Annotated in this window: 24 protein-coding genes; 16 read left to right on the top strand and 8 right to left on the bottom strand. The window is 57.9% G+C overall.

Features of this window, described 5'->3' with window-relative positions:
- Positions 1-61 precede the first annotated feature (61 nt).
- Positions 62-1438, bottom strand: coding sequence for a tRNA (N6-isopentenyl adenosine(37)-C2)-methylthiotransferase MiaB (gene miaB, locus MHM86_RS07245; protein ID WP_255723091.1), 1377 nt, complete (start codon positions 1436-1438; stop codon positions 62-64).
- Positions 1439-1650: 212 nt separating this feature from the next.
- On the opposite strand from miaB, the gene MHM86_RS07240 reads away from it, so the two are divergent.
- From MHM86_RS07240 to MHM86_RS07225, 4 genes are all read left to right on the top strand, one after another.
- Positions 1651-2520, top strand: coding sequence for a glycosyltransferase family 2 protein (locus MHM86_RS07240; RefSeq protein ID WP_239197482.1), 870 nt, complete (start codon positions 1651-1653; stop codon positions 2518-2520).
- Between the two features lie 134 nt (positions 2521-2654).
- Positions 2655-4001 carry a 3-phosphoshikimate 1-carboxyvinyltransferase gene (gene aroA, locus MHM86_RS07235; RefSeq protein WP_239197480.1) on the top strand — a complete coding sequence of 449 codons (1347 nt, stop codon included), beginning with the start codon at positions 2655-2657 and terminating at the stop codon, positions 3999-4001.
- A gap of 147 nt (positions 4002-4148) precedes the next feature.
- Positions 4149-4754, top strand: a complete 606-nt coding sequence (locus MHM86_RS07230; RefSeq protein ID WP_239197478.1) for a d(CMP) kinase — start codon at positions 4149-4151, stop codon at positions 4752-4754.
- Between the two features lie 154 nt (positions 4755-4908).
- Positions 4909-5541 carry an NAD(P)H-dependent oxidoreductase gene (locus tag MHM86_RS07225; protein ID WP_239197476.1) on the top strand — a complete coding sequence of 211 codons (633 nt, stop codon included), beginning with the start codon at positions 4909-4911 and terminating at the stop codon, positions 5539-5541.
- A gap of 93 nt (positions 5542-5634) precedes the next feature.
- On the opposite strand, the gene MHM86_RS07220 is transcribed toward MHM86_RS07225, so the two are convergent.
- Positions 5635-6468 carry a glycosyl transferase gene (locus MHM86_RS07220; RefSeq protein ID WP_239197474.1) on the bottom strand — a complete coding sequence of 278 codons (834 nt, stop codon included), beginning with the start codon at positions 6466-6468 and terminating at the stop codon, positions 5635-5637.
- Positions 6469-6777: 309 nt separating this feature from the next.
- On the opposite strand from MHM86_RS07220, the gene rpsA reads away from it, so the two are divergent.
- The 11 genes from rpsA (at position 6778) to MHM86_RS07165 (ending at position 16068) form a co-directional block, all read left to right on the top strand.
- Complete coding sequence (gene rpsA / locus MHM86_RS07215; protein WP_239197472.1) at positions 6778-8457, top strand: 30S ribosomal protein S1; 1680 nt, start codon at positions 6778-6780, stop codon at positions 8455-8457.
- 190 nt (positions 8458-8647) lie between these two features.
- A complete protein-coding gene (locus MHM86_RS07210; RefSeq protein ID WP_239197470.1) occupies positions 8648-9682 on the top strand; it encodes a DUF1963 domain-containing protein in 1035 nt (344 codons plus the stop codon).
- A 336-nt stretch (positions 9683-10018) separates the two neighbouring features.
- Positions 10019-10300, top strand: a complete 282-nt coding sequence (ihfB, locus tag MHM86_RS07205; protein WP_058318315.1) for an integration host factor subunit beta — start codon at positions 10019-10021, stop codon at positions 10298-10300.
- 7 nt (positions 10301-10307) lie between these two features.
- On the top strand, positions 10308-10673 hold the full coding sequence (locus tag MHM86_RS07200; RefSeq protein WP_239197468.1) for a lipopolysaccharide assembly protein LapA domain-containing protein: 366 nt from the start codon (positions 10308-10310) through the stop codon (positions 10671-10673).
- Positions 10674-10680: 7 nt separating this feature from the next.
- Complete coding sequence (locus MHM86_RS07195) at positions 10681-11325, top strand: phosphoribosylanthranilate isomerase (RefSeq protein WP_239197466.1); 645 nt, start codon at positions 10681-10683, stop codon at positions 11323-11325.
- Positions 11326-11357: 32 nt separating this feature from the next.
- Positions 11358-11786 carry a GNAT family N-acetyltransferase gene (locus MHM86_RS07190; RefSeq protein ID WP_239197464.1) on the top strand — a complete coding sequence of 143 codons (429 nt, stop codon included), beginning with the start codon at positions 11358-11360 and terminating at the stop codon, positions 11784-11786.
- Between the two features lie 173 nt (positions 11787-11959).
- Positions 11960-13213, top strand: coding sequence for a tryptophan synthase subunit beta (gene trpB / locus MHM86_RS07185; protein WP_239197462.1), 1254 nt, complete (start codon positions 11960-11962; stop codon positions 13211-13213).
- A 125-nt stretch (positions 13214-13338) separates the two neighbouring features.
- Entirely contained in the window at positions 13339-14067 is a 729-nt protein-coding gene (locus MHM86_RS07180; protein WP_239197460.1) for a DUF4344 domain-containing metallopeptidase, read from the top strand.
- A gap of 208 nt (positions 14068-14275) precedes the next feature.
- A complete protein-coding gene (locus MHM86_RS07175) occupies positions 14276-14869 on the top strand; it encodes a PepSY domain-containing protein (protein ID WP_239197458.1) in 594 nt (197 codons plus the stop codon).
- 140 nt (positions 14870-15009) lie between these two features.
- Entirely contained in the window at positions 15010-15492 is a 483-nt protein-coding gene (locus MHM86_RS07170) for a hypothetical protein (protein ID WP_239197456.1), read from the top strand.
- Between the two features lie 42 nt (positions 15493-15534).
- Positions 15535-16068: a LuxR C-terminal-related transcriptional regulator gene (locus tag MHM86_RS07165; RefSeq protein WP_239197454.1), complete on the top strand. Its 534-nt coding sequence runs from the start codon at positions 15535-15537 to the stop codon at positions 16066-16068.
- Here the strand turns inward: MHM86_RS07165 and MHM86_RS07160 are convergent.
- From MHM86_RS07160 to pth, 3 genes are all read right to left on the bottom strand, one after another.
- On the bottom strand, positions 16053-16427 hold the full coding sequence (locus MHM86_RS07160; RefSeq protein WP_239197452.1) for a DUF2237 family protein: 375 nt from the start codon (positions 16425-16427) through the stop codon (positions 16053-16055). The two genes, MHM86_RS07165 and MHM86_RS07160, sit on opposite strands and share 16 nt — an antisense overlap.
- An 84-nt stretch (positions 16428-16511) precedes the next feature.
- Complete coding sequence (locus MHM86_RS07155) at positions 16512-17678, bottom strand: serine hydrolase (RefSeq protein ID WP_239197450.1); 1167 nt, start codon at positions 17676-17678, stop codon at positions 16512-16514.
- A gap of 90 nt (positions 17679-17768) precedes the next feature.
- Positions 17769-18506, bottom strand: a complete 738-nt coding sequence (gene pth, locus MHM86_RS07150) for an aminoacyl-tRNA hydrolase (RefSeq protein ID WP_239197448.1) — start codon at positions 18504-18506, stop codon at positions 17769-17771.
- A gap of 214 nt (positions 18507-18720) precedes the next feature.
- Between pth and MHM86_RS07145 the strand changes: the two genes are divergently transcribed.
- Positions 18721-19044 (top strand): antibiotic biosynthesis monooxygenase, encoded by a 324-nt coding sequence (locus tag MHM86_RS07145; RefSeq protein WP_239197446.1) that lies wholly within the window; start codon positions 18721-18723, stop codon positions 19042-19044.
- Between the two features lie 96 nt (positions 19045-19140).
- Here the strand turns inward: MHM86_RS07145 and MHM86_RS07140 are convergent, their stop codons facing one another.
- The 3 genes from MHM86_RS07140 to MHM86_RS07130 all read right to left on the bottom strand — a co-directional run bounded on the left by MHM86_RS07140 (position 19141) and on the right by MHM86_RS07130 (position 21814).
- Positions 19141-19767 carry a 50S ribosomal protein L25/general stress protein Ctc gene (locus tag MHM86_RS07140; protein ID WP_239197444.1) on the bottom strand — a complete coding sequence of 209 codons (627 nt, stop codon included), beginning with the start codon at positions 19765-19767 and terminating at the stop codon, positions 19141-19143.
- Between the two features lie 148 nt (positions 19768-19915).
- The gene (locus MHM86_RS07135; protein ID WP_239197442.1) at positions 19916-20545 is read right to left on the bottom strand and encodes a hypothetical protein; all 630 of its coding nucleotides are present in this window, start codon (positions 20543-20545) and stop codon (positions 19916-19918) included.
- Positions 20546-20650: 105 nt separating this feature from the next.
- Complete coding sequence (locus MHM86_RS07130) at positions 20651-21814, bottom strand: alpha-hydroxy acid oxidase (RefSeq protein WP_239197440.1); 1164 nt, start codon at positions 21812-21814, stop codon at positions 20651-20653.
- Positions 21815-21911: the final 97 nt, after the last annotated feature.

Genomic DNA, 21911 nt, shown 5'->3' with positions numbered 1-21911 from the left:
GCCCGCCATTTCAGGCGGGCTGTTTGGGTGTTTTTGCGGGGCTGCCTGATGGGCAGGACGCTTAGCGGATCAGCTCACCTTTCAGCGAATTGGAACCGCTTTCGACGATACGCACGCGGGCGATATCACCCACCTGTGCACCGGCGTTGGCCACGTGGACGGCGTGCAGGTAGTCGGATTTGCCGACCATCTGACCTTCGAACCGACCGGCTTTTTCAAACAGGACCGACACGTCGCGCCCCACCATGCTGTCCTGAATGCCGCGCTGCTGTTCAGCGATCAGTGCCTGCAGACGGTACAGACGTTCACTGGCCACCGCATCATCCACCAGCGCGCGTTCTGCGGCAGGGGTGCCGGGGCGGGTTGAGTATTTGAAGCTGAACGCCTGACCGTAGTTCACCTCGCGGATCAGCGCCATCGTATCCTCGAAGTCCTGATCATCCTCTTCGGGGAAGCCGACGATGAAGTCGCCGGAAATCAGAATATCAGGCCGTGCCGCGCGGATGCGCTCGATCAGGCGCAGGTAACTTTCTGCGGTGTGACTGCGGTTCATCCGTTTCAGGATTTTGTCGCTGCCGGACTGCACCGGCAGGTGCAGATAGGGCATCAGTTTTTCACACTCGCCATGAGCGGCGATCAGATCGTCGTCCATATCATTTGGGTGCGAGGTGGTGAAACGGATACGCTCCAGCCCGTCCACATCGTTCAGCGCCCAGATCAATTGCGCCAGCGACCAGGTGCCGTTTGGACCCTGACCGTGGTAGGCGTTGACGTTCTGGCCCAGCAGGGTGATTTCGCGCACGCCACGTTCGACCAAATCGCGCGCCTCTGACAGGACACGTTCGACGGGACGGCTCACTTCTGCACCGCGGGTGTAAGGGACCACGCAGAAGGCGCAGAACTTGTCGCAGCCTTCCTGCACAGTCAGAAACGCGGCAGGGGCACGGCGCGCCTTGGGGCGGCTTTTCAGCAGGGCAAATTTGTCTTCTTCGGGGAAGTCGGTGTCCAGCGCCTTTTCGCCGGTGCGGGTCTTGGCCTCCATCTCTGGCAGGCGGTGGTAGGCTTGTGGGCCCACAACCAGATCGACCAGCGGCTGCCGGCGCATGATCTCTTCACCCTCAGCTTGGGCCACACAGCCCGCAACGCCGATTTTTAAATCCGGCTTCTCAGCCTTCAGTCCCTTAAAGCGGCCCAGTTCGGAATAGACCTTTTCGGCCGCTTTTTCGCGAATGTGGCAGGTGTTCAGCAGGATCATGTCCGCATCATCAGGATTGTCGGTTTCGACATAGCCCTTGCCACCCAACGCCTCTGCCATGCGTTCGCTGTCGTAGACATTCATCTGGCAACCGTAGGTCTTGATAAACAGTTTCTTGGGGTCGCTGTTTTGCTGGTCGCCGATCCTAGCTTCGGTTTTGGCTTCGGTCTTCGCTTCGCTCATGAGCTTGTCCTGATTTGATCTTGCGCGCGCTGGGTCATGTTTTAAGGCGCTGTCCTATACCACAACGCGGGTGACTTGCAATGCGAGGCAAATTAGCAGACTTTACCTGAAAAACAGAGGTCATACCCCAACGCGCTGGCCCTAATGAGGCAATTGCCGGATGGTGATCATAGCGGTGGCCCGACAGGGCGCCCAAGTTGCAGGTTAGAGTGATGCAGTACAACAGTCTGGCAGAGTTTCTGAAAACCGGCGCGAGCGCGCTGAAAAAAGGGCCGATTGCCCTGATCTTCGCCGAAGATGAGGCAGAGATTGACACAACCCTGCGCCATCATCTGAACACTGGTTTCGCCACTGTTCTGGTGTTCATGCCAGAGGCGTTTATGTTGGCCGAAGATGTAGCGGCTGTTGCGCATCGCATTACATATGACACCTCGGTGCCGGATGCGGCGCAGGGGGCGGTGAACCAACTGATTGATGCCGCCGCCGGACAGTGGATGTTCTACTGCTACAATGCGGAATATCTGTTCTACCCATTTTGCGAAACGCGTACCGTGGGGGAGATGCTGGCCTATCATACCGAAGAGCGGCGGTTTTCCATGCTGACCTATGTGGTCGATCTTTACGCCGATAACCTTGATCGTCACCCTGACGCCGTTTCGCTGGACAGCGCGCATCTGGATAAATCGGGGTATTATGCGCTGGCCCGTCCTGATCCTGACAACCACAATCATCCCAAGGAACGGCAGTTGGATTTCTTCGGCGGCCTGCGTTGGCGTTATGAGGAACACATTCCCGCCAAACGACGCAAGATTGACCGGATCGCGCTGTTTCGCGCCAAAGAAGGCCTGCGCCTGCGCGAAGATCACACCTTCAATGACGAAGAATACAACACCTACGCCTGCCCGTGGCACCATAACCTGACCGCAGCGCTGTGTTCCTTCCGCACCGCCAAAGCGCTGAAGCGGAACCCGGGATCGACGTTTGAAATTGATACCTTCCGCTGGCACAACTCTGCCCCGTTTGAATGGCATTCGCGTCAGCTGCTGGATCTGGGCCTGATGGAGCCGGGGCAGTGGTTCTAAGGTCGGGAATTTGAGTATCTAGAGGGCATTGAAACGGTGCGCGTCGGGCGCCCTGTTTCATTTGTCCCTTTGGCCATATAGACGCACCTCTGAGTTTGCGCTATCAGCGCCTAAGACTATGAGGAGAGCGCACCATGTCCGGCCACGGCACCCCCATTCCGATGTCATCGCATAAATGCGGCCCGCTGAAGGGTGAGGCCCATGTCCCCGGCGATAAATCTATCAGTCACCGGTCGTTGTTGTTCGGCGCGATGGCAGTAGGTGAGACCGTGGTCACCGGCCTGTTGGAAGGTGAAGACGTGCTGGATACTGCGAAAGCCATGCGTGCCTTCGGCGCGGAGGTGACGCGCGATGAGGATGGCACATGGCATGTGCATGGCGTCGGTGTTGGCGGCTTTGCGGAACCCGGCAATGTGGTTGATTGCGGCAACTCCGGCACTGGTGTGCGTCTGATTATGGGCGCGATGGCGACGACGCCGATTACCGTGACCTTCACGGGGGATGCATCGCTGAACGGGCGGCCGATGGCGCGGGTGACGGATCCGATTGCTTTGTTCGGGGCGCAGTCCTATGGCCGCTCTGGTGGCCGGCTGCCGATGACCATTGTTGGCGCGGCTGATCCGGTGCCTGTGCGTTATGAGGTTCCGATGCCGTCTGCGCAGGTGAAATCTGCGGTTTTGCTCGCGGGTCTGAATGCGCCGGGGGAGACTGTGGTGATTGAGAAAGAGGCGACCCGCGACCACACCGAGCGGATGCTGGCAGGTTTCGGTGCTGATATCCGCACCGAAGTGACCGACGAGGGCCGCGTCATCACCCTGAAAGGTCGGCCTGAACTGACACCGCAAACCATCGTGGTGCCGCGTGATCCATCCTCGGCGGCCTTCCCTGTCTGTGCGGCGATCATCACGCCTGGATCGGATGTCTTGGTGCCCAACATTGGTTTGAACCCAACCCGGGCGGGCTTGTTTTATGCGCTGCAATCCATGGGCGCGGACCTGACGTTTGAGAACCCGCGCGAAGAGGGGGGCGAGCCGGTGGCGGATCTGCGCGCGCGGTTCTCGCCCGATCTGAAAGGGGCCGAGATTGACCCCGAAGGCGCGGCCAGCATGATCGACGAATATCCGGTGCTGTCCGTTGTCGCGGCCTTTGCCGAGGGTGATACCGTGATGCGCGGTGTGAAAGAGTTGCGCGTCAAAGAAAGCGACCGAATTGATGCGATGGCCAAGGGTCTGCGCCTCAACGGCGTTGAGGTGGATGAGGGCGAGGATTGGTGGATTGTCAAAGGGCGCGGCCACGGCAATGTGCCCGGTGGCGCCACCTGCGAGAGCCATCTGGATCACCGTATCGCCATGAGCTTCATGGTGATGGGCATGGCGGCAAGCGCGCCGGTGTCTGTCGATGACGGCAGCCCGATTGCCACTTCTTTCCCGATTTTTGAGGATCTGATGGGCGGTCTTGGTGCTGATTTGCGCCGCGACTGATCGCTGGCCGTTGTTTGTAGAGTGAAGCCCGGCCCAAGCGGCCGGGTTTTGCCGTTTTGAAGGGGCATCACGAGGGTGCGCCATAATTCCACCTTGAGGCAGGGCGGGGGGTGCAGTACCCCTCTGCTTGAGGAAGAGGAGCGAGACATGCCATTCACCATCGCAATCGACGGACCCGCCGCTTCAGGCAAAGGCACCATTTCCAAGGCTGTCGCAACGCATTTCGGCTACGCGCATCTGGATACGGGGCTGCTCTATCGTGCCGTTGGGGCGAAGGTTCTGGCAGGGGCCGATGCGATCGAGGCCGCACAAGCCCTGCGGGCAGAGGATCTGGAGAGCGGCGATCTGCGCACGGCTGATGTGGCGCAGGCCGCCAGCAAGGTTGCGGTGATCCCTGAAGTGCGTAGCGCGTTGGTGGATTTTCAAGTGGCTTTCGCCCGTCGCGATGGCGGTGCGGTGCTGGACGGTCGTGACATCGGCACGGTGATCTGCCCCGAGGCGGAGGCCAAGCTGTTTGTTACCGCCAGCGCCGAAGTGCGCGCGACCCGCCGCTTCAAGGAGCTGTCGGAAAAGGGCAGCGAACAATCCTATGACGATGTGCTGTCGGATGTGATCGCGCGCGACAAGCGAGACAGTGAACGTGCCACTGCACCGCTGAAACCGGCGGATGATGCGGTGTTGGTCGACACGTCTGATCTGTCGATTGCTGCGGCGATTGAGGCGGCGATTGCGACCATACGCGACCGTATGTAATTTTATCCGTAGTTCTACGGCGCGACGCTACGGCAGCTCTGCGCATTGGTATATGCTGTGCTGATGCCCCCTTGCACTGGGCGGGATCATCCCCAACTAACTGTTTCTGAATTTAATTGCCCTTATCGAAGGGCGTTTGCGGGATGAGACAGAGATGCTGATCGAAAAACTGAACTGGCGCTATGCGACCAAGAAAATGGACCCTTCCAAATCCGTATCGGACGAGAAGCTGGAAACCATTTTGAAGGCCATCGAACTGGCGCCGACCTCCAGCGGGTTGCAGCCGTTTGAGGTGCTGGTGGTGACCAACCCCGAGCTGCGCGAGAAGATCAAACCGGTGGCTTGGAATCAACAACAGATCACTGACGGTTCGCACCTGTTGGTGTTTGCCGCGTGGGATAACTATTCTGAGGCGCGCATTGATGCGGTGACTGATCAGATGGCGGATGAGCGCGGCGGCCGCAGCGAGTTGCTAGAGGCTTATTATACCAACCTGAAAAACAACTACCTGCCGCGTGACGCGCAGGTGAACTACGAACACGCGGCCCGTCAGGCCTACATCGCGCTTGGCTTTGCCATGGCTGCTGCTGCTGTAGAAGAGGTAGATTGCACCCCGATGGAAGGGTTCGATCCCGGAGCGGTTGATGAGATTCTGGGCCTGAAAGAGCGCGGCTTGCGGTCGGTTTTGTTGTTGCCGCTGGGTTACCGTGACGGTCAGGGCGATTGGCTGGTGAACCTGAAAAAAGTCCGCCGTCCCCGGGATCAGTTCATCACTGAGGTGAAGTAAACCGACCAGATCCGGCCAAACCCGGATAAGGGCATCAAAAAGGCCGCAGGGGATCGTCCGCTGCGGCCTTTTACATGTCTGCGATCCGGTGGGTCAGTCTGTCTTGCGCTCTGCTGCGGTGGAGGCGTCGGCCTTGCCCCAGATGTCACTGACCCACTTGGCGGGGAAATAGAACTGTCGCAGGGCCCGCAGTGGGCGCTTCATGCTGAAGGCGCGTTTGATATGGGCGCGTCGGGGCAGGTGTGGCAGGGTCTCTTTGTATTGGCCGACCATCGCGTCGGGCGGGTTCAGCGATCCGGCGAAAATCACCACGCGGCAATCCCGCGGCACCTTGGGGGCGGTGAAATAGTTCAGCGGGAACCGCGGTATGCACTGGATGCGGAAGTGTTGCACCCATGTGCGCGGCCAGAACTTGATGCCGTTCGGGGCGTTCTTGGTCACAAAATGCTGTTCAAACCGGTATTTGTCGGCGACGGCCTGCGGATCATTGGCAAAGATCTGTTGCAGCGGCGCCAGCGCCCCCACCGGCATCCGGTAGATCGAGGTCTGGCCCAGACGGTGCAGTGGTTTGGCGGCATTGCGGGCCAGAACCACATCGTCGGGGTCACCGTATTCAAAGAAGGAATCAAGCGACCCGGTGATCACGACATCTAGATCAATGAACAGAAACGCGCCTTTCAGATCACCTAATTCCGGCGCCCAGAGGCGGGATTTCGGCCATTTGCCCAGCGTGTTTTTGGGCATAAAGCCGGGCATTGGCGGCAGGTCAAAGCAATCAATTTCGGGCAGGAAATCGTCGCTGTTGTCAGTGAAGCAGACAAAGCGGAAGGGCGGGGTGATATTCGCCTCGACCATTTTGTAGAGGCGGTTCACATAAGGTGCGCCGTATTTGGTGCCCCAGTTGATGCAGACGATTTGCTTTTCCATGCGTGGTGGCTACCAGCGGCCCGGCTGTACCGCAAGGGCGTTCAGGGAACGACCGTTCGACAGGCGCGTCAGAGTCGTATTTTCCTTGCTATATTGGCTGTCAGGGCCTATACGCGCGATCAATCTTGTGACCGTAAAGAGTCGCGGATGAGGTGAGGAGGGTTTGAGGAATACTCAGGCCCTTGTTCTTTGTTTGTGTGTCGCCTCATGCCACTGCTCGGTTGCTGCGGCGCAAGATATCATGAACCCAAGACCTGCGGAGACAACCGTCGGCCAGTTAAAACGACTTGTAAAGGATTGATACGCCAGATGGCTATGACCTCGATGGAAGAGTTTGAAGCACTCTTGAACGAAAGCTTCGAAATGGACACCCCGACCGAGGGTTCCGTTGTTAAAGGCAAGGTAATCGCGATTGAAGCGGGCCAGGCCATTATCGACGTAGGCTACAAGATGGAAGGCCGCGTTGAACTGAAAGAATTCGCAAACCCGGGTGAAGCTCCTGAAATCGCTGTTGGCGACAATGTTGAGGTTTACCTGCGCGCTGCTGAAAACGCCCGTGGCGAAGCTGTTATCTCGCGCGAGATGGCACGCCGTGAAGAAGCCTGGGATCGTCTGGAAAAAGCCTATGCTGACGAACAGCGTGTTGACGGTGCCATCTTCGGCCGCGTCAAAGGTGGCTTCACCGTTGATCTGGGTGGCGCAGTAGCCTTCCTGCCCGGTTCGCAAGTGGACGTACGTCCCGTACGTGACGCTGGCCCGCTGATGGGTCTGAAGCAGCCGTTCCAGATCCTGAAGATGGACCGTCGTCGTGGCAACATCGTTGTGTCGCGTCGCGCGATCCTCGAAGAGTCGCGTGCCGAACAGCGTGCTGAAGTTATCGGTAAACTGGCCGAAGGCGATTCGGTTGACGGTGTTGTTAAAAACATCACCGAATACGGTGCCTTCGTTGACCTGGGCGGCGTAGACGGCCTGCTGCACGTCACCGACATGGCATGGCGCCGTGTGAACCACCCGTCCGAGATCCTGTCGATCGGTGAAACCGTTAAGGTTCAGGTCATCAAGATCAACAAAGACACCCACCGCATCTCCCTGGGCATGAAGCAGCTGCAAGAAGATCCGTGGGATCTGGTTGCCGCCAAGTACCCGCTGGAATCGGTTCACAAAGGTCGCGTCACCAACATCACCGATTACGGTGCATTTGTTGAGCTGGAGCCCGGCGTTGAAGGTCTGGTTCACGTGTCCGAAATGTCCTGGACCAAGAAAAACGTACACCCCGGCAAGATCGTTTCGACCTCGCAGGAAGTGGACGTCATGGTTCTGGAAATCGACGCCGGCAAGCGCCGCGTGTCGCTGGGCCTGAAGCAGACCATGCGCAACCCGTGGGAAGTCTTCTCGGAAACTCACCCCGAGGGCACCGAAGTCGAAGGCGAAGTCAAGAACATCACCGAATTTGGTCTGTTCATCGGCCTGCCCGGCGAAATCGACGGCATGGTTCACCTGTCCGACCTGTCTTGGGACGAACGTGGCGAAGACGCGATCCAGAACTACCGCAAAGGCGACATGGTTTCGGCCGTTGTCTCCGAAGTGGATGTTGAAAAAGAACGCATCTCGCTGTCGATCAAAGCCCTGGGTGGCGACAAGTTCGCCGAAGCAACCGGCGGCGTTAAGCGTGGCTCGATCGTAACCGTTGAAGTGACCGCAATCGAAGACGGCGGCATCGAAGTGGAATACGAAGGCATGAAATCCTTCATCCGTCGTTCCGATCTGTCCCGTGACCGTGCCGAACAGCGCCCCGAGCGTTTTTCGGTTGGTGACAAGGTTGATGTGCGCGTGACCAACGTGGACAACAAGACCCGTCGTCTGGGCCTGTCGATCAAAGCACGCGAAATTGCCGAAGAGAAAGAGGCCGTGGAACAGTACGGTTCCTCCGACTCCGGTGCGTCGCTGGGCGACATCCTGGGTGCAGCGCTGAAAGGCGGCGACGAGTAATCGTCCGACCCTGTGAAATTAGAAAGGCCCCGCGGTTTGCGGGGCCTTTTTTGTTTGGGCGGGGTGGGGCGGTGTGCGGGGATCGTTTGTCTTGTGTTGCCCTTCTTGGTTTCGCCTTTATCGTGTCTAAGTCGCGCCATCTGTCGTCCCTAGGCATAGGTGAATTTTTATCATTCCGAGGAGACCTTTTATGTCCCAGACCCCGACCGACCCAAAAGAAATTCGTGCTGAACGGGTGGAAGCGTTTCTTGCTCAGATCACACCGCTGATGGCGTTTGACGCATACGCCTCCGTTGATGGGCTTGACCCCACGATGAAGCGTTATGTGGATGGTGATTTTTCGCAGGTACATTTTGATGAAATGACTGCGCGGATGCTAAAATACTACGCGCCGATGACGGAGGAAGAGATCGCCAGCGAACTGGCGTTGCGCCGCCGCCCGGCCCTGATGTTAGACCTGATGCCCACGGCTGATCTACCGGGTGCGCCGGGGTGTTGGGCGGGCGGCTTGCCCAATTTGCCACCTGAAATGGCGTGGCCAATGGCGGATATCGAAGGGGATGAAAGCGTTCCGATGCATTTCATCGCCCAGATAGATTTAGCGCAGGTGCCGCGTCTGCCGGGGATGCCCGACATGCCGAAAACCGGGACCTTGTTCTTCTTCTTCATGCAGCTGTGGTATTATGACTTTGAGGGCGATCATGAGATGTGCTGCCGCGTGCTCTATTCGCCGGATGCTGCCGACACCCACCCCCCAAGGGACATGCCGCAGATGCCAGATCTGTCACAGTTCGAGGTCGAGTGGGAATTCCTAGAAGCTTACGAAGAAAGGGGCGCGACCACCGGTCCGTTCCGGCAGTGGAATTTTGATTTCCACCCGTTCGAAGATGTGTCGGGCGTCGATGTGCAGCATCGCCGGCTTGACGTTGCCATCACAGATGAGAACCATGAGGTATGGGAGGCCTTGCAGGCGCGTGCCGACGAACGGCTGAAGCCCTTTGCCGAGACTGTTGAAGACGGAGATTTCTGCGCCCCTGTGCAGCAGTTTCTGGGCAGTCATTATCAACTCAACACTGGGTCCCCATTCCATCTGCTCAGCATGGAGCCAAGCATCACAACCGGATTTTTTGATGAGATCTGCAGTATTGATTTCGCCTTCGAGGATCAGGAGGCTTACGATAATTTTGATGTCTCGCGCGTGACCATCAAGGTTGTGGTGTCCTGAGGACTATGAGGGCATGCCAATGATGGTATGCCTGCCTCCTCACACTATTGAGGGGGGGCGGCGCAGCACGGTTTTACAGTCGGGTGTGTGTCAGGAACGACCATGGTTTGGCACCACGAATCATCAATGCCCGCGGAACAGGTAAAGATCGCGCGCCAGTGGCGCTCTGCATTCCTGTTCCGCTTTTGGTGAGAATGTGGTCGCTGATCGCCTTTTTCGCCCGCGAAAACTTGCCATACACCGTAAAGGTATGTTTTCGTCAAAGGAATTTCTTTCTATAGTCCAATGAATTGGGCTGCATTTAGCCAGATATTTTTCCCGGGGGAGGACTTGCCGATGATCCGTTCGGAATTGATCCAGAAGATTGCAGACGAAAATCCACATCTGTTCCAGCGGGACGTGGAAAAAATCGTGAATACGATTTTTGACGAGATCACCGGTGCCATGTCGCGCGGCGATCGTGTGGAATTGCGCGGTTTTGGCGCGTTTTCAGTAAAGAAGCGGGATGCCAGAACGGGACGTAACCCGCGCACCGGCGAGTCTGTTGAGGTAGAAGAGAAACACGTACCCTTCTTCAAGACGGGTAAGCTGCTGCGTGACCGACTGAACGGAAAGTAAGATACTGATGCGTTACATCCGCTATGCCTTCCTTGCGACTCTGGGCTTTGTTCTGGTGTCTGTTGCCTTTGCCAACCGTGGCACTGTGACATTGTCCCTGATGCCTGAGGCGTTCGAGCGCCTGCTGGGCATTAGCCAGTCAATTGAACTGCCGCTCTTTGTGGTGATCTTCGGGGCTATCATCTCGGGTCTGTTGATCGGTTTCGTCTGGGAATGGCTGCGCGAATACAAGCACCGCGCCGAAGCGGCCCGTAAGACCCAAGAGGTGCAGGTGCTGAACCGCCAGTTGAAACGCGAAAAACGCCGTAATGAGGCAGAGGCACCGTCGGCCCAGAAGGACGACGTGCTGGCCCTGCTTGATAAGGCGTCCTGAGGCGACAATGCCCCAAGACACTAAGGTAAAGATCTGCGGGCTGCGCCAGCCTGACCATGTTGAATTGGCTGGCCGTCTGGGCGCAGCCTATGTCGGCTTTGTCTTTTTCCCAAAATCGCCGCGCAATGTCAGCGTTGCTGAGGCGCGCGAACTGGCCTGGGCGGCGCCTGTCGGGCTGGCCAAGGTTGCACTGGTTGTAAATGCCGATGATGCGACGCTTGATGCGATCAACGACGATGTAGCCATCGACATGTGGCAACTGCACGGGAGCGAAAGCCCCGAACGTGTGGCCGAGGTAAAAGCCCGCTATGGGCTGCCTGTCATGAAGGCCGTGGGCATTGCCACGGAGGCGGATGTTGTTCAAATAGACCGCTATTCTGATGTCGCTGATCAACTGTTGATTGACGCCAAGGCCCCAAAAGGGGCCGATCTGCCTGGTGGCAATGGTCTGTCCTTTGACTGGCAATTGGTGAAGCGCAAATACTGGTCGCTGCCGTGGATGCTGGCGGGAGGGCTCACGCCTGACAATGTCGGGCGGGCGCAAAATCTCACGGGTGCACGTCAGGTCGATGTCAGTTCTGGTGTTGAAACTGCGCCCGGCGTGAAAGATCCTGCCTTGATGGACGCATTTTTGCGCGCTGCTCTGGCGTGACAATTCTTTTTCGCCCAGCAAAGCGCAGTGAAGTGCCTGAAATTGTCGCCCTGCTGCGCGACGATATTCTGGGGCAGGGCCGGGAAGGTGACAGCTTGGCCCCTTATTTTCAGGCCTTCGATCAGATTGGGGCCGAGAGTAATAATGCGTTGCTGGTTGGTGTGGACGAGACACGCGCTGCCGGGATGCAGGTTGTGGCCACCTATCAGTTGATTTGCATGTCCGGCCTCTCAATGCAGGCCGCACGGCGGGCCGAAATTGAAAATGTACGGGTGCATAGTGACCTGCGCGGTCAGGGCGTCGGGGCCTTGATGTTTGCCGATGCTGAACGGCGCGCCCGGGACGCAGGCTGCATTATGCTGCAGCTGACCACCAATAAAGCGCGTGAAGATGCCCAACGGTTTTATGCACGACTTGGATTTTCAGCAGACCACATCGGGTACAAGAAGTTGCTTGGCTGATCTCTTGTGTTTTTTTGCGGCACGCGTGGGGTAAACTCTTGCCTCTATTGCGGGGCAATATAGCTTGCGCTACGTGACAACCCGTTGATGCAGCCTGTAAAACAGGCTGGTAAAAATCACCCATGCGGCCTATGCACATGGGGATTATGACCTTCTGAGCTGAGGAGCCACCGATGGCCAATGACCTTTTCAACAGCTTCATGAAAGGCCCCGATAAAAAGGGCCGTTTTGGGGATTTTGGTGGACGTTTCGTGTCTGAAACGTTGATGCCGCTGATCCTGTCGCTGGAAGAGGAGTATGAGCGCGCCAAAGAGGATCCCACCTTCTGGTCGGAGATGGAAGATCTGTGGAAACACTACGTCGGCCGTCCTTCGCCGCTCTACTTTGCCGAAGGCATGACCGCACGTTTGGGCGGGGCCAAGATCTACCTGAAACGCGATGAACTGAACCACACAGGCGCACATAAGATCAACAACGTGTTGGGTCAGATTCTGCTAGCGCGCCGCATGGGGAAAACCCGTATCATCGCCGAAACTGGTGCTGGTCAGCACGGCGTGGCAACCGCCACCGTCTGTGCAAAATTCGGTTTGAAATGTGTGGTCTACATGGGCGCGCATGACGTTGCACGTCAGAAACCGAACGTGTTCCGCATGAAATTGCTGGGGGCAGAAGTCGTCGCAGTGGAATCGGGCCGCGGCACGCTGAAAGACGCGATGAACGACGCGTTGCGCGACTGGGTGACCAATGTCAACGACACCTTCTACTGCATCGGTACTGCCGCAGGTCCGCACCCCTATCCGGCGATGGTCCGCGATTTTCAGTCGATCATTGGCAAAGAGGTGCGCACGCAATTGCAGGAACAAGAGGGCGAGGGCCGGTTGCCCGACACCATCATCGCAGCGATCGGCGGCGGATCAAACGCCATCGGTTTGTTCCACCCCTTCCTTGACGATGAAAGCGTCAATGTTATCGGCGTAGAGGCCGGCGGTAAGGGTGTGAACGACGATATGGAACACTGCGCCTCGCTGACTGGTGGGCGCCCGGGTGTGCTGCACGGAAACCGTACCTTCCTGTTGCAGGATGACGATGGCCAGATACTTGATGGCTATTCAATCTCAGCAGGTCTCGATTATCCGGGTATCGGGCCGGAACACAGCTGGCTGCATGAGATCGGTCGCGCCAAATACGTGTCTATTACCGACAAAGAGGCGTTGGAGGCGTTCCAATTCTCTTGTGAAAGCGAAGGCATCATTCCTGCGCTGGAACCCTGCCACGCGCTGGCCCATGTGATGAAGATCGCGCCAGAACTGCCCAAAGACCATATCATCGTGATGAACATGTGTGGTCGTGGTGACAAGGATATCTTTACCGTGGCGCGTCACCTTGGCGTTGACCTTGCTGGTCTGGAAGGTCGCGACGCCGACTGATCGGCGTGGCATAGATGAATGTTCTTGCGGCCCGGGGGCAACCCGGGCCGTTTTCGTGTGACGCCTTCTTGCAACCTGCGCGCAGCCCTTGGCATAGTCGGGCCACGTTCTGAAGGAGGACCATCATGAACCGTTTTATCCCCGCCGCACTGGCCGCATTGATGCCGTTCGCCGCCGTGGCCGAAGAGGCCGAGAGCAGCTTTGTTGAAGCCAATATCCTTGGCATCTTCTACCACGAACTGGCCCATGCGCTGATCGATCTGGAACAGGTGCCGATCTTTGGTCAGGAAGAGGATGCGGCGGATGTGTTTTCCATCCTGATGATCCACACCCTGTTTGAAGAAGAGGCAGCGCAGGCGCTGGCCTATGACGCAGCCTGGGGCTTCATCGGGGAGGCAGAAATGCGTGAGGGCGGCGTGGAAGAGATCGCCTGGTGGGACACGCATGGTCCTGATGAACAGCGGTTTTATAATACGGTTTGTCTATTCTACGGTGCCAATCCTGATGCGCGGGAAGAGTTCGCCAAGGAGTTTGACCTGCCGCAGGAACGTGCGGAGTATTGCCCGATGGAATATGAGCAGGCGGATGCCAGCTGGGGCGTTTTGCTGGATGAACTGACAGCGCGGGGCGCGGGGCAAACGATCACCTTTGAGGGTGACACAGACAGTCTGACCGCGCAGGTGATTGCCGAAGAGGTAAAGGCCCTAAATAATGAGCTGTCGTTGTCCACGCAGCTAACCGTGCGCGAAGAAAGCTGCGGCGAGGCCAACGCCTTCTACGACCCCGAAGCGCGTGAAGTGGTGTTCTGTTCTGAATTTGAAGATCACCTGCGTCAGATGGAGGCGCAGCTGTAACCCCGCGCTGCAAAACCGAAAATCTGCCATAAACCAAGGTTTATGCCCCTAAACCCGCGTTCTGAGAGCGCGGGTGTAATCTTTGGGGTGATGGTCTTGTGCTGCCTCTCGCGCTTTGGTTCCGCTGTGGCAGGCGCTTTGTCCGCTTGCCGTCACATATCGGACCCGACATCGAAAAGGCGTCCGCCAACACGGAAGAGGAGCAGACATGAAACGTATTCTGATCACCACCACCACCATCGCCTTCGGGTTCACTGCACAGGCGCACGCTCAGGTGCCCGCAACGCCTGATGATTTCGTCGCAGCGGTGGTCGAGCACTTCAACCGCGAAGGCTATGACGAGGTTGAAGTCTACGCCGACGGTATGGAAGTCACCGTCGAAGCGGTGCGTGACGGCTACGCCATTGAAACCACCTATGACGCCCGCGACGGGGATGTGTTGTCTCATGAGGTGGAACGCTACGACGAGGATGACGACGTCGGAGAAGGGGACGACGATATCGACGACGAGTTCGACGATTTGGACGATGACATGGATAATGACATGGATGACGGCATGACTGACGACATGGACGACATGGATGATGATATGGACGGGGACATGGGCGACGACATGGGCGACGACATGGACGGCGGCGTTGACGACGATTTTGATGACAGTGATATGGACGACAGCGATCTTGATGATGCCGACATTGAAGACGACGAGGACGAGGACGAAGACGACGAAGACGACGAAGACGATGACGGCGATGATGACAACGGTGACGACGATTCTGATGACGGTCGCGATGACCTCTGATCGGGACACCTGATAGCCCCACAATCACATGGCTGCCCCACTGGGGCAGCCTCCTGCGTCCAGCCCCCTTGCATCCGTACGTCATGCCAGCGAGGGTGGGGCGCAGCCTGTGTGACTATAACCGTGCAGAGGACCGAACATTGATCCGCCGAACTTTTGCCATTCTGGCGCTGGCTGCGTTTGCTGCGCAAGCACAGGCCAACCCGATTGTCGATCATGTGACACAGCAGTTGATTGATCAGGGCTATGACCGGGTCGAAGTGTCACGCACCTTTCTGGGACGTATCCGCATTGAAGCCACCGGTAAGGGGGCGGAGCGCGAGGTGATCGTGAATCCCCGCACAGGTCAGGTGCTGCGTGACCATTGGGAGGATGAGAAGGACGAGGGCGACCATCGCACCATTGCGCCCACATGGGATGATGATGACGATCGCGATGATGACAAAGGGGACTGGAAGGACATGGACGATGATCCGGACAGTGATCTTGAAGGCGATCTTGAAGGCGATCTTGACGGTGATCTGGATGACGACCGCGACTGGGACGATGACGGCGATGCCGACGATTTTGATGATGATGACGGTGGCGATGATGACGATGACGGCGGTGACGATGACTATTAACCTCCATCGCCCCGCCGTTATCTGCGCGCCGGAGAGTGCCGCATGACCAAATCTGTCCCCCTGATCATTCTGATCCTGCTGCAGGCGATCTGCGCTGTCTTCTTTGTGTCTGACATTCTGGCCACCGTGGTGGGGCTGCGCGCCTCGCCGATCAGTTGGCAAACCCGCGAATTGCTAGAGGTGGGGGCCGCCCTTGGCCTGATCCTTGGCGTGGTGCTGGGCTGGATTGCCTTCCGTCGATCCATGCAGCGCACCCAGCAGGCAGAGGAGAGCCTGCGCGTGGTGCAGAGCGCCTTTCACGACCATTTGGAAGAGCGGTTCCGCGGATGGGCGCTGACGCCGGCGGAACGCGAGGTCGCACTGTTTTCGCTGAAGGGCTGCAGCATCGAAGAGATTGCCAGCCTGCGCAACACTTCTCCCGGCACTGTGAAGGCGCAAAGCAATGCGATCTACCGCAAGGCAGAGGTCAGCAATCGTGCGCAACTGCTGAGCCTGTTCATCGAGGATCTGCTGGACGGCACGCATGAAGCTGGCGAGGCAGGGCAGGGGGATCGCAGCGCTCAGTCGATTGCGTAACGCTGCAGCAGCTCCAGCGGTACCACTTCCAGCGCACGCTGGTGAGTGGCGGCAAGGCGAACCTGGGGTGCACAATCCTCCACATGGGCCTGCATGAAGCGGCTTGCGCACAGGCACCATTGGTCCCCCGGTTTTAGACCGGGGAAGTCGTATTCCGGCACCGGCGTGCTGAGGTCGTTGCCAAGATATTTGGAAAACGCCAGAAACTCTGCCGTCATCACCGCGCAGACGGTGTGGGATCCCTGATCCTCGGGGCAGGTGTTGCAATGACCATCGCGAAAAAAGCCGGTCACAGGATCGGTTGAACAGGGCGTCAATGTGGCGCCCAGTACGTTGATTGCGGGCAGGGGATGAACCATGCATTTTCTCCTTCGCGTGCGCTCTGACAGAACCTGCAGGCCCGTCCCTTTTCCTCTTCTTCCCGAGTGGGAAGACCGTGAGGGTTAGCTCTGCGCTGCTGCCACGATCTGGCGCAACATATCGACCATTTCGTCGCTGACGCCTTTTTCTCGGAACAGGCGGTCGGCCGAGGTGACGACCACCACAACATCCTGCGGTCTGTTGATGTAGACATATTGACCATAAATCCCGCGCGCGAAAAACTCACCTTCGCGTGGGTCGCGTGCGCCCCACCAGTGCAGGCCATAGGCTTGTTGCCCTTCGGCGGTGGGGGCGGTGAACGTGCCGGACCGTTTGACCCAGCCTTCAGGCAGGATGCGTTTGCCTTGCCAGACACCGTCCTGCAGCACCATCTGGCCAAACCGGCCATAGTCGCGCAGACGCATGTTGAGGCCGCCCAGAACGAAGCTGTCGCCCAGACCATCGGTGATCATTAGCGCGTCATCTTCCAGACCCAGCGGCGCGATCAGCTTTTCCTGCATCAGGCTGGGGATGTTGCGCCCCGTCGCACCACGGATCGCCATTGCAATCACATGTGTGTCGATCGAGACATACTTCCAGCTTGCCCCCGGTGCATCGCGCACACGGTCCTGACTGGTGGCGAAACTGTCCATCGACGCGCCCAGAGCCAGCACGCGGCCCATCTTGTTGATGTCGGAATAGAAATCCAGATAGTCCTCGTTGAACGCGATCCCGCTGGCCATGTGCAACGCGTCGATCACGCGGGCGCCTTCATAGGCTGATCCCTTAAGCGCAGGAACGTATTGGGTCAGCGGATCCTCCAGCGCCAGTGCCCCTTCGTCCACCAGAATGCCCAAGAGCGCCGACAGGAAGGATTTTGCCACCGACCAGCTGATGCGGCGATCTTGTGGCGTGGTGCCTTGGTAGTAGTTTTCATGCCGGATCTCGCCGCCTTTCAACACCAAAAGGCCAGTGAGCGCGCGCTGTTTGATCCAATCGTCCGATCCAGCAGGTAGGGTCATAGCTGCGCCTTGGGGCAGCGGGCTGACAGGGCCATCACCGCGCAGAACGGGTTTGGTCCAGAACAGTTGGTCCATGTTGGAAAAGTTGCTGACGATCTTGTCTTCGGCAAAGAGGCTGTTCACCGCCAAGAGACGTGTGACCTCTTCGCGTTTCCAGACACCTACGACCAAAACGGCCAGACACGACAAAAGAACGAGCCGTGCAGCCCACCTAAATACTATACGCATAAGCAATCCTCCCGACCCGCAGATGACCATGCGGGACTGGCATGGGGCAAGGGGGTGAGGTGGTGCCGTTAGGTAAAGCGTTTGCGCGGACTATTTGAATTTGTCCAGCAACCGTTCCATCGCGGATCGGGTGTCGGGCTGATCCGCAGCAGGTTTGGTGGGTTTCGCGGCAGGTTGGTCAGCCTTGGGTGTGTCTGCCTTCGTCGATGCGCCCTGAGGCTTGCCGCCCTGTTCGCCCTTTTGCCCACCAGAGCTGCGCGGTGGGTTCACCCGCAGGGCAACGGCGTTCTGAAACTTGCCATTGTCACCTTCGGCCAGATGCGCCGCACCATCGGAAATGCCGCGCATCAGATCGTCCAGCCAGGTTTGCTCGGCCTTGGCAAAATCGGCCAGCACATAGCCCGACACGCGGTCCTTGTGACCGGGATGACCGATGCCCAGACGCACGCGAGTGTACTCGGGGCTGATATGCTGGTGAATAGAGCGCAACCCGTTGTGCCCCGCGTGGCCGCCCCCCTGTTTCACCCGGCATTTGCCCGGTGCCAGATCCAGTTCGTCGTGAAAGACCACCACATCGTCATGGGTTAGTTTGTAAAACCGCATCGCTTCGCCGACCGACTGACCGGAAAGGTTCATAAAGGTTTCTGGCTTTAGCAGGATGACCTTTTCACGGCCCAGGCGACCTTCGCTGACCTGCCCCTGAAACTTGCCGCGCCACGGAGCAAAGTTATGATCGCGGGCAATCGCATCCAGCGCCATAAAGCCGATGTTGTGGCGGTTACCGGCATATTTTGCGCCCGGATTGCCGAGGCCAACGAAAAGCTGCATGGGGTCATTCCTCTGGGTTTGAACAGGGGGCCGGATCAATGGGGCCGGGTCATTCGGGTGTTTGGGCGTTTTACGTCAAATGGCTGGCACACAAAACCCCTGCCTGCGCCGTCGCGTCCCGTTGACCTTCGCCGCGCATCAGCGCAAAGGTGCGCGTAGCCAGCCGAACGTGTGTTCCTGCCAGCCTCTCCCCCATTTCAGTAAAGGAAAAGGCATGTCCTATATCGCGATGAACCGTTTCAAGGTGGTCCTTGGCAAAGAAGAAGAGTTTGAAGAAGTCTGGCGCCAGCGTGAAGGCCGCCTGAACGAGCTGAAAGGCTATCAGGAATTTCGCATGCTGAAAGGCCCCGCGACTGAGGACTACCGCCTCTATTCGTCCCACACCCTGTGGGAGACTGAGGAAGACTTTATTGCGTGGACCAAGTCCCAGCAGTTCCGTGATGCCCACAAGAATGCCGGCAACAGCGGCACCAAAGGCCTGATGGCTGGCCCGCCGCAGTTTGAGGGATTCCAGACCGTGCTGCACGAAAGCGCCTGATTGCCCATCCGAATTTCAGGCAGCTGCACAAAGAAAAAACGCGGGACAGTGATCTGTCCCGCGTTTCTTTTTGTACGATCAAAAGTCGGGTGAAGATTACTCTTCGCCGCCTTCTGCTTCGCCGTCTTCCGCTTCGTTCTCATCCGAACGCAGGCCCGACGGAGCCGAGATGTTCGCGATAACGAAGTCACGGTCGATGGTCGGCTTGGCGCCTTCGGGCAGGGTCACGTCGGAGATGTGCAGAACGTCGCCGATGTTGGCTGCTGCCAGATCAACGGTGATCGACTCAGGGATGTCGCCAGCCAGAACTTCCAGTTCAACTTCGGGACGTACAATGGTCAGTACGCCACCTTTTTTGATGCCGGGGCAGTCATCTTGGTTTTCGAAGTTCACGTTGATGAACAGGTTGATGCGGGTGGTGCGGCGCAGACGCATCAGGTCGATGTGAGTCGGCAGGTCTTTGACAACATCACGCTGAACGTCGCGGCAGATCACGCGCACGTCTTCTTGACCTTCAACCTTCAGGTTGAACAGGGTCGACTTGAAGCGGCCAGCTTTCAGGCGCTTCAGCAGGTCGTTGAAGGGGATGTTGATTGCCAGCGGCTCTGCTTCGCCACCGAATACGATACCGGGGACTTTGCCATCGCGACGTGCTTGACGAGCGGCGCCCTTGCCTGTCCCCGTGCGGACCTCTGCGTGAAGGTCAGGAATAGTTCCAGCCATTTGGAATTCTCCATAAATAAGTTAGAATCGCGGGCATCCTCCAAGGCTGTATGCCCGCATGAAGCCGCGCGTATAGACCAGCTGGGAGGATTTTGAAAGGGCTTATTTTATTGGGGCAGGGAAGGGATGGCGCGGGCGTCGTGCCCCGTCACTCGACAATCCGTGTTTCCAGATGGCCGCCTGCTTGCATCACCCGATCATAGAGTGCGAATTCCTCCGATCGCGCGGCACGCAGATCCGCCTCCATCGCGGCACTCAGCGGCGCATCACGGTGGGGGGAGACGTTTTTCTGCTGCGTTTCAACGGGGGTGCCGATCCGGTCCTGCAGGAAGCGGATCAGTTTTAATGGCCGCTCATAGGCAAAGAGGTGATCGGTGCGCAATTCACCTGCGTCATTGGTCAAAAAGGTGAACTGGCTGCCCAGTTTAGCGCAGGGCGCCGGTTTGCGGGAAATCACCTCTGCCACGAAATCGTCAAAGCGCATGCCCGCGGGCACCGCATTGGCGCCGCGCACCTTGTCGCGGCTGCGGTATTTGTACCAGCTGCGGATTTGTTCCACCGGATGGCGCATCACCGCGACCCGTTCCGGCGTCATCCCATAGGCGCCTTTGAGGAAGGGAGCGAAATGCTGATCATACTTGCGCAGTGGCATATGTTTGAGCGCCTGTTTGCCCACCAGCGCGATGTCTGCCTTGCTTTTCAGCGCCAGATGATAGGCGGTGGAGCCGGTTTTCGGCACCGCAAACAGTGCGATATTCGCATCAACAAAAACCAGCATGCCCAGCCTCTTGGTGTTTTTAACTGGCGGCACCCTGCACCAAAAAGGCCCGGGGTGTCAAAACCCCGGGCCTTTCTTTCTAGGGCCGTGAGTGGTGGGTGCCGGCTATTGCCAGCGGCCTTCGAAATCTTGTGGGATCAGTAGGATATCACGGTCCAGCTCATCAACGCGGCGGCGTCCGCACAGCGCCATTGAGGTGTCCAGTTCCTTGTGGATGACCTCCAGCGCCCGTGTGACGCCAGCTTCGCCCATCGCGCCTAGACCATAGACAAAGGCGCGGCCGATATAGGTGCCTTTGGCGCCCATGGCCAGCGCCTTCAGCACGTCCTGACCGGACCGGATGCCGCTGTCCAGATGCACCTCGACCTGATCGCCCACGGCGTCCAGAATGGACGGCAGCGCTTTGATCGAACTCATCGCACCATCCAGCTGGCGACCGCCGTGGTTTGACACAACGATAGCGTCGGCGCCAACGGACATAGCCATCTTGGCATCTTCAGCGTCCAGAATACCCTTCAGGATAACAGGACCGCCCCATTCTTCCTTGATCTTGGCGATCTTTCCCCAATCGAGCGTCGGGTCGAATTGTTCTGCGGTCCATGCACCAAGGTTCGCAGCGTCCGAGATACCTTCGACGTGGCCAACGATATTGCCGAAATTGCGACGTTTCGCGCCCAGCATCTGTAGGCCCCATGTCCATTTGGTCATCAGGTTAGCGATGGTCGACGGCGTCAGTTTCGGCGGCGCGGACAGGCCGTTTTTCAGATCCTTATGGCGTTGGCCAAGGATTTGCAGGTCCAGCGTGATCACCAGCGCCGAGCATTTCGCATCCTTGGCGCGCTGGATCAGGCGACTGACAAAATCCTGATCCTTCATGGTGTAAAGCTGGAACCAGAAAGGTTTTGTGGTTGCCTCTGCCACATCCTCGATCGAGTTGATCGACATGGTGGACAGGGTGAAGGGCACGCCGAACTTTTCTGCAGCGCGGGCGGCTTTAATCTCTCCATCCGCGTGCTGCATGCCGGTCAGGCCGACAGGCGCCAGAGCAACTGGCATTGTCACATCCTGACCGATCATCTGCGTTGCGGTCGAACGGCCCGACATATCAACCGCAACACGCTGGCGCAGATACAGCTGATCAAAATCCGAGGTGTTTTCGCGAAACGTCTGTTCTGTCCAGCTGCCGCTTTCGGCGTAGTCGTAGAACATCCGCGGGGCACGGCGTTTGTAGATGCGTTTCAGGTCGTCGATGTTGGTGATGACAGGCATGATGAGTCGAAACCTTACATTTTGGTTAGGTTTCTTTACCGCCTATGTGCTGCTGCGACAATCCCTTTCCATTAAAATATGACCAATTCGATCTGTA

The sequence above is a fragment of the Thalassobius sp. Cn5-15 genome, from assembly GCF_022347685.1.
Taxonomy (GTDB): Bacteria; Pseudomonadota; Alphaproteobacteria; order Rhodobacterales; family Rhodobacteraceae; genus Thalassobius.
The sequence above is the reverse complement of the archived record's forward strand: the minus strand, read 5'-3'. Positions and strand labels throughout refer to the sequence as shown.

Bases quoted from the DNA above. Each gene is read 5' to 3' on its own strand.
- MHM86_RS07180 (WP_239197460.1), top strand. From the start codon at position 13,339: ATGAACCGTTTTATCCCCGCCGCACTGGCCGCATTGATGCCGTTCGCC.
- ihfB (WP_058318315.1), top strand. From the start codon at position 10,019: ATGATCCGTTCGGAATTGATCCAGAAGATTGCAGACGAAAATCCACAT.
- MHM86_RS07145 (WP_239197446.1), top strand. From the start codon at position 18,721: ATGTCCTATATCGCGATGAACCGTTTCAAGGTGGTCCTTGGCAAAGAA.
- miaB (WP_255723091.1), bottom strand. From the start codon at position 1,438: ATGAGCGAAGCGAAGACCGAAGCCAAAACCGAAGCTAGGATCGGCGAC.
- MHM86_RS07175 (WP_239197458.1), top strand. From the start codon at position 14,276: ATGAAACGTATTCTGATCACCACCACCACCATCGCCTTCGGGTTCACT.
- MHM86_RS07200 (WP_239197468.1), top strand. From the start codon at position 10,308: ATGCGTTACATCCGCTATGCCTTCCTTGCGACTCTGGGCTTTGTTCTG.
- MHM86_RS07140 (WP_239197444.1), bottom strand. From the start codon at position 19,767: ATGGCTGGAACTATTCCTGACCTTCACGCAGAGGTCCGCACGGGGACA.
- MHM86_RS07135 (WP_239197442.1), bottom strand. From the start codon at position 20,545: ATGCTGGTTTTTGTTGATGCGAATATCGCACTGTTTGCGGTGCCGAAA.
- MHM86_RS07225 (WP_239197476.1), top strand. From the start codon at position 4,909: ATGCTGATCGAAAAACTGAACTGGCGCTATGCGACCAAGAAAATGGAC.
- MHM86_RS07155 (WP_239197450.1), bottom strand. From the start codon at position 17,678: ATGCGTATAGTATTTAGGTGGGCTGCACGGCTCGTTCTTTTGTCGTGT.
- aroA (WP_239197480.1), top strand. From the start codon at position 2,655: ATGTCCGGCCACGGCACCCCCATTCCGATGTCATCGCATAAATGCGGC.
- trpB (WP_239197462.1), top strand. From the start codon at position 11,960: ATGGCCAATGACCTTTTCAACAGCTTCATGAAAGGCCCCGATAAAAAG.
- rpsA (WP_239197472.1), top strand. From the start codon at position 6,778: ATGGCTATGACCTCGATGGAAGAGTTTGAAGCACTCTTGAACGAAAGC.
- MHM86_RS07210 (WP_239197470.1), top strand. From the start codon at position 8,648: ATGTCCCAGACCCCGACCGACCCAAAAGAAATTCGTGCTGAACGGGTG.
- MHM86_RS07230 (WP_239197478.1), top strand. From the start codon at position 4,149: ATGCCATTCACCATCGCAATCGACGGACCCGCCGCTTCAGGCAAAGGC.
- MHM86_RS07165 (WP_239197454.1), top strand. From the start codon at position 15,535: ATGACCAAATCTGTCCCCCTGATCATTCTGATCCTGCTGCAGGCGATC.
- pth (WP_239197448.1), bottom strand. From the start codon at position 18,506: ATGCAGCTTTTCGTTGGCCTCGGCAATCCGGGCGCAAAATATGCCGGT.
- MHM86_RS07130 (WP_239197440.1), bottom strand. From the start codon at position 21,814: ATGCCTGTCATCACCAACATCGACGACCTGAAACGCATCTACAAACGC.
- MHM86_RS07220 (WP_239197474.1), bottom strand. From the start codon at position 6,468: ATGGAAAAGCAAATCGTCTGCATCAACTGGGGCACCAAATACGGCGCA.
- MHM86_RS07160 (WP_239197452.1), bottom strand. From the start codon at position 16,427: ATGGTTCATCCCCTGCCCGCAATCAACGTACTGGGCGCCACATTGACG.
- MHM86_RS07195 (WP_239197466.1), top strand. From the start codon at position 10,681: ATGCCCCAAGACACTAAGGTAAAGATCTGCGGGCTGCGCCAGCCTGAC.
- MHM86_RS07240 (WP_239197482.1), top strand. From the start codon at position 1,651: ATGCAGTACAACAGTCTGGCAGAGTTTCTGAAAACCGGCGCGAGCGCG.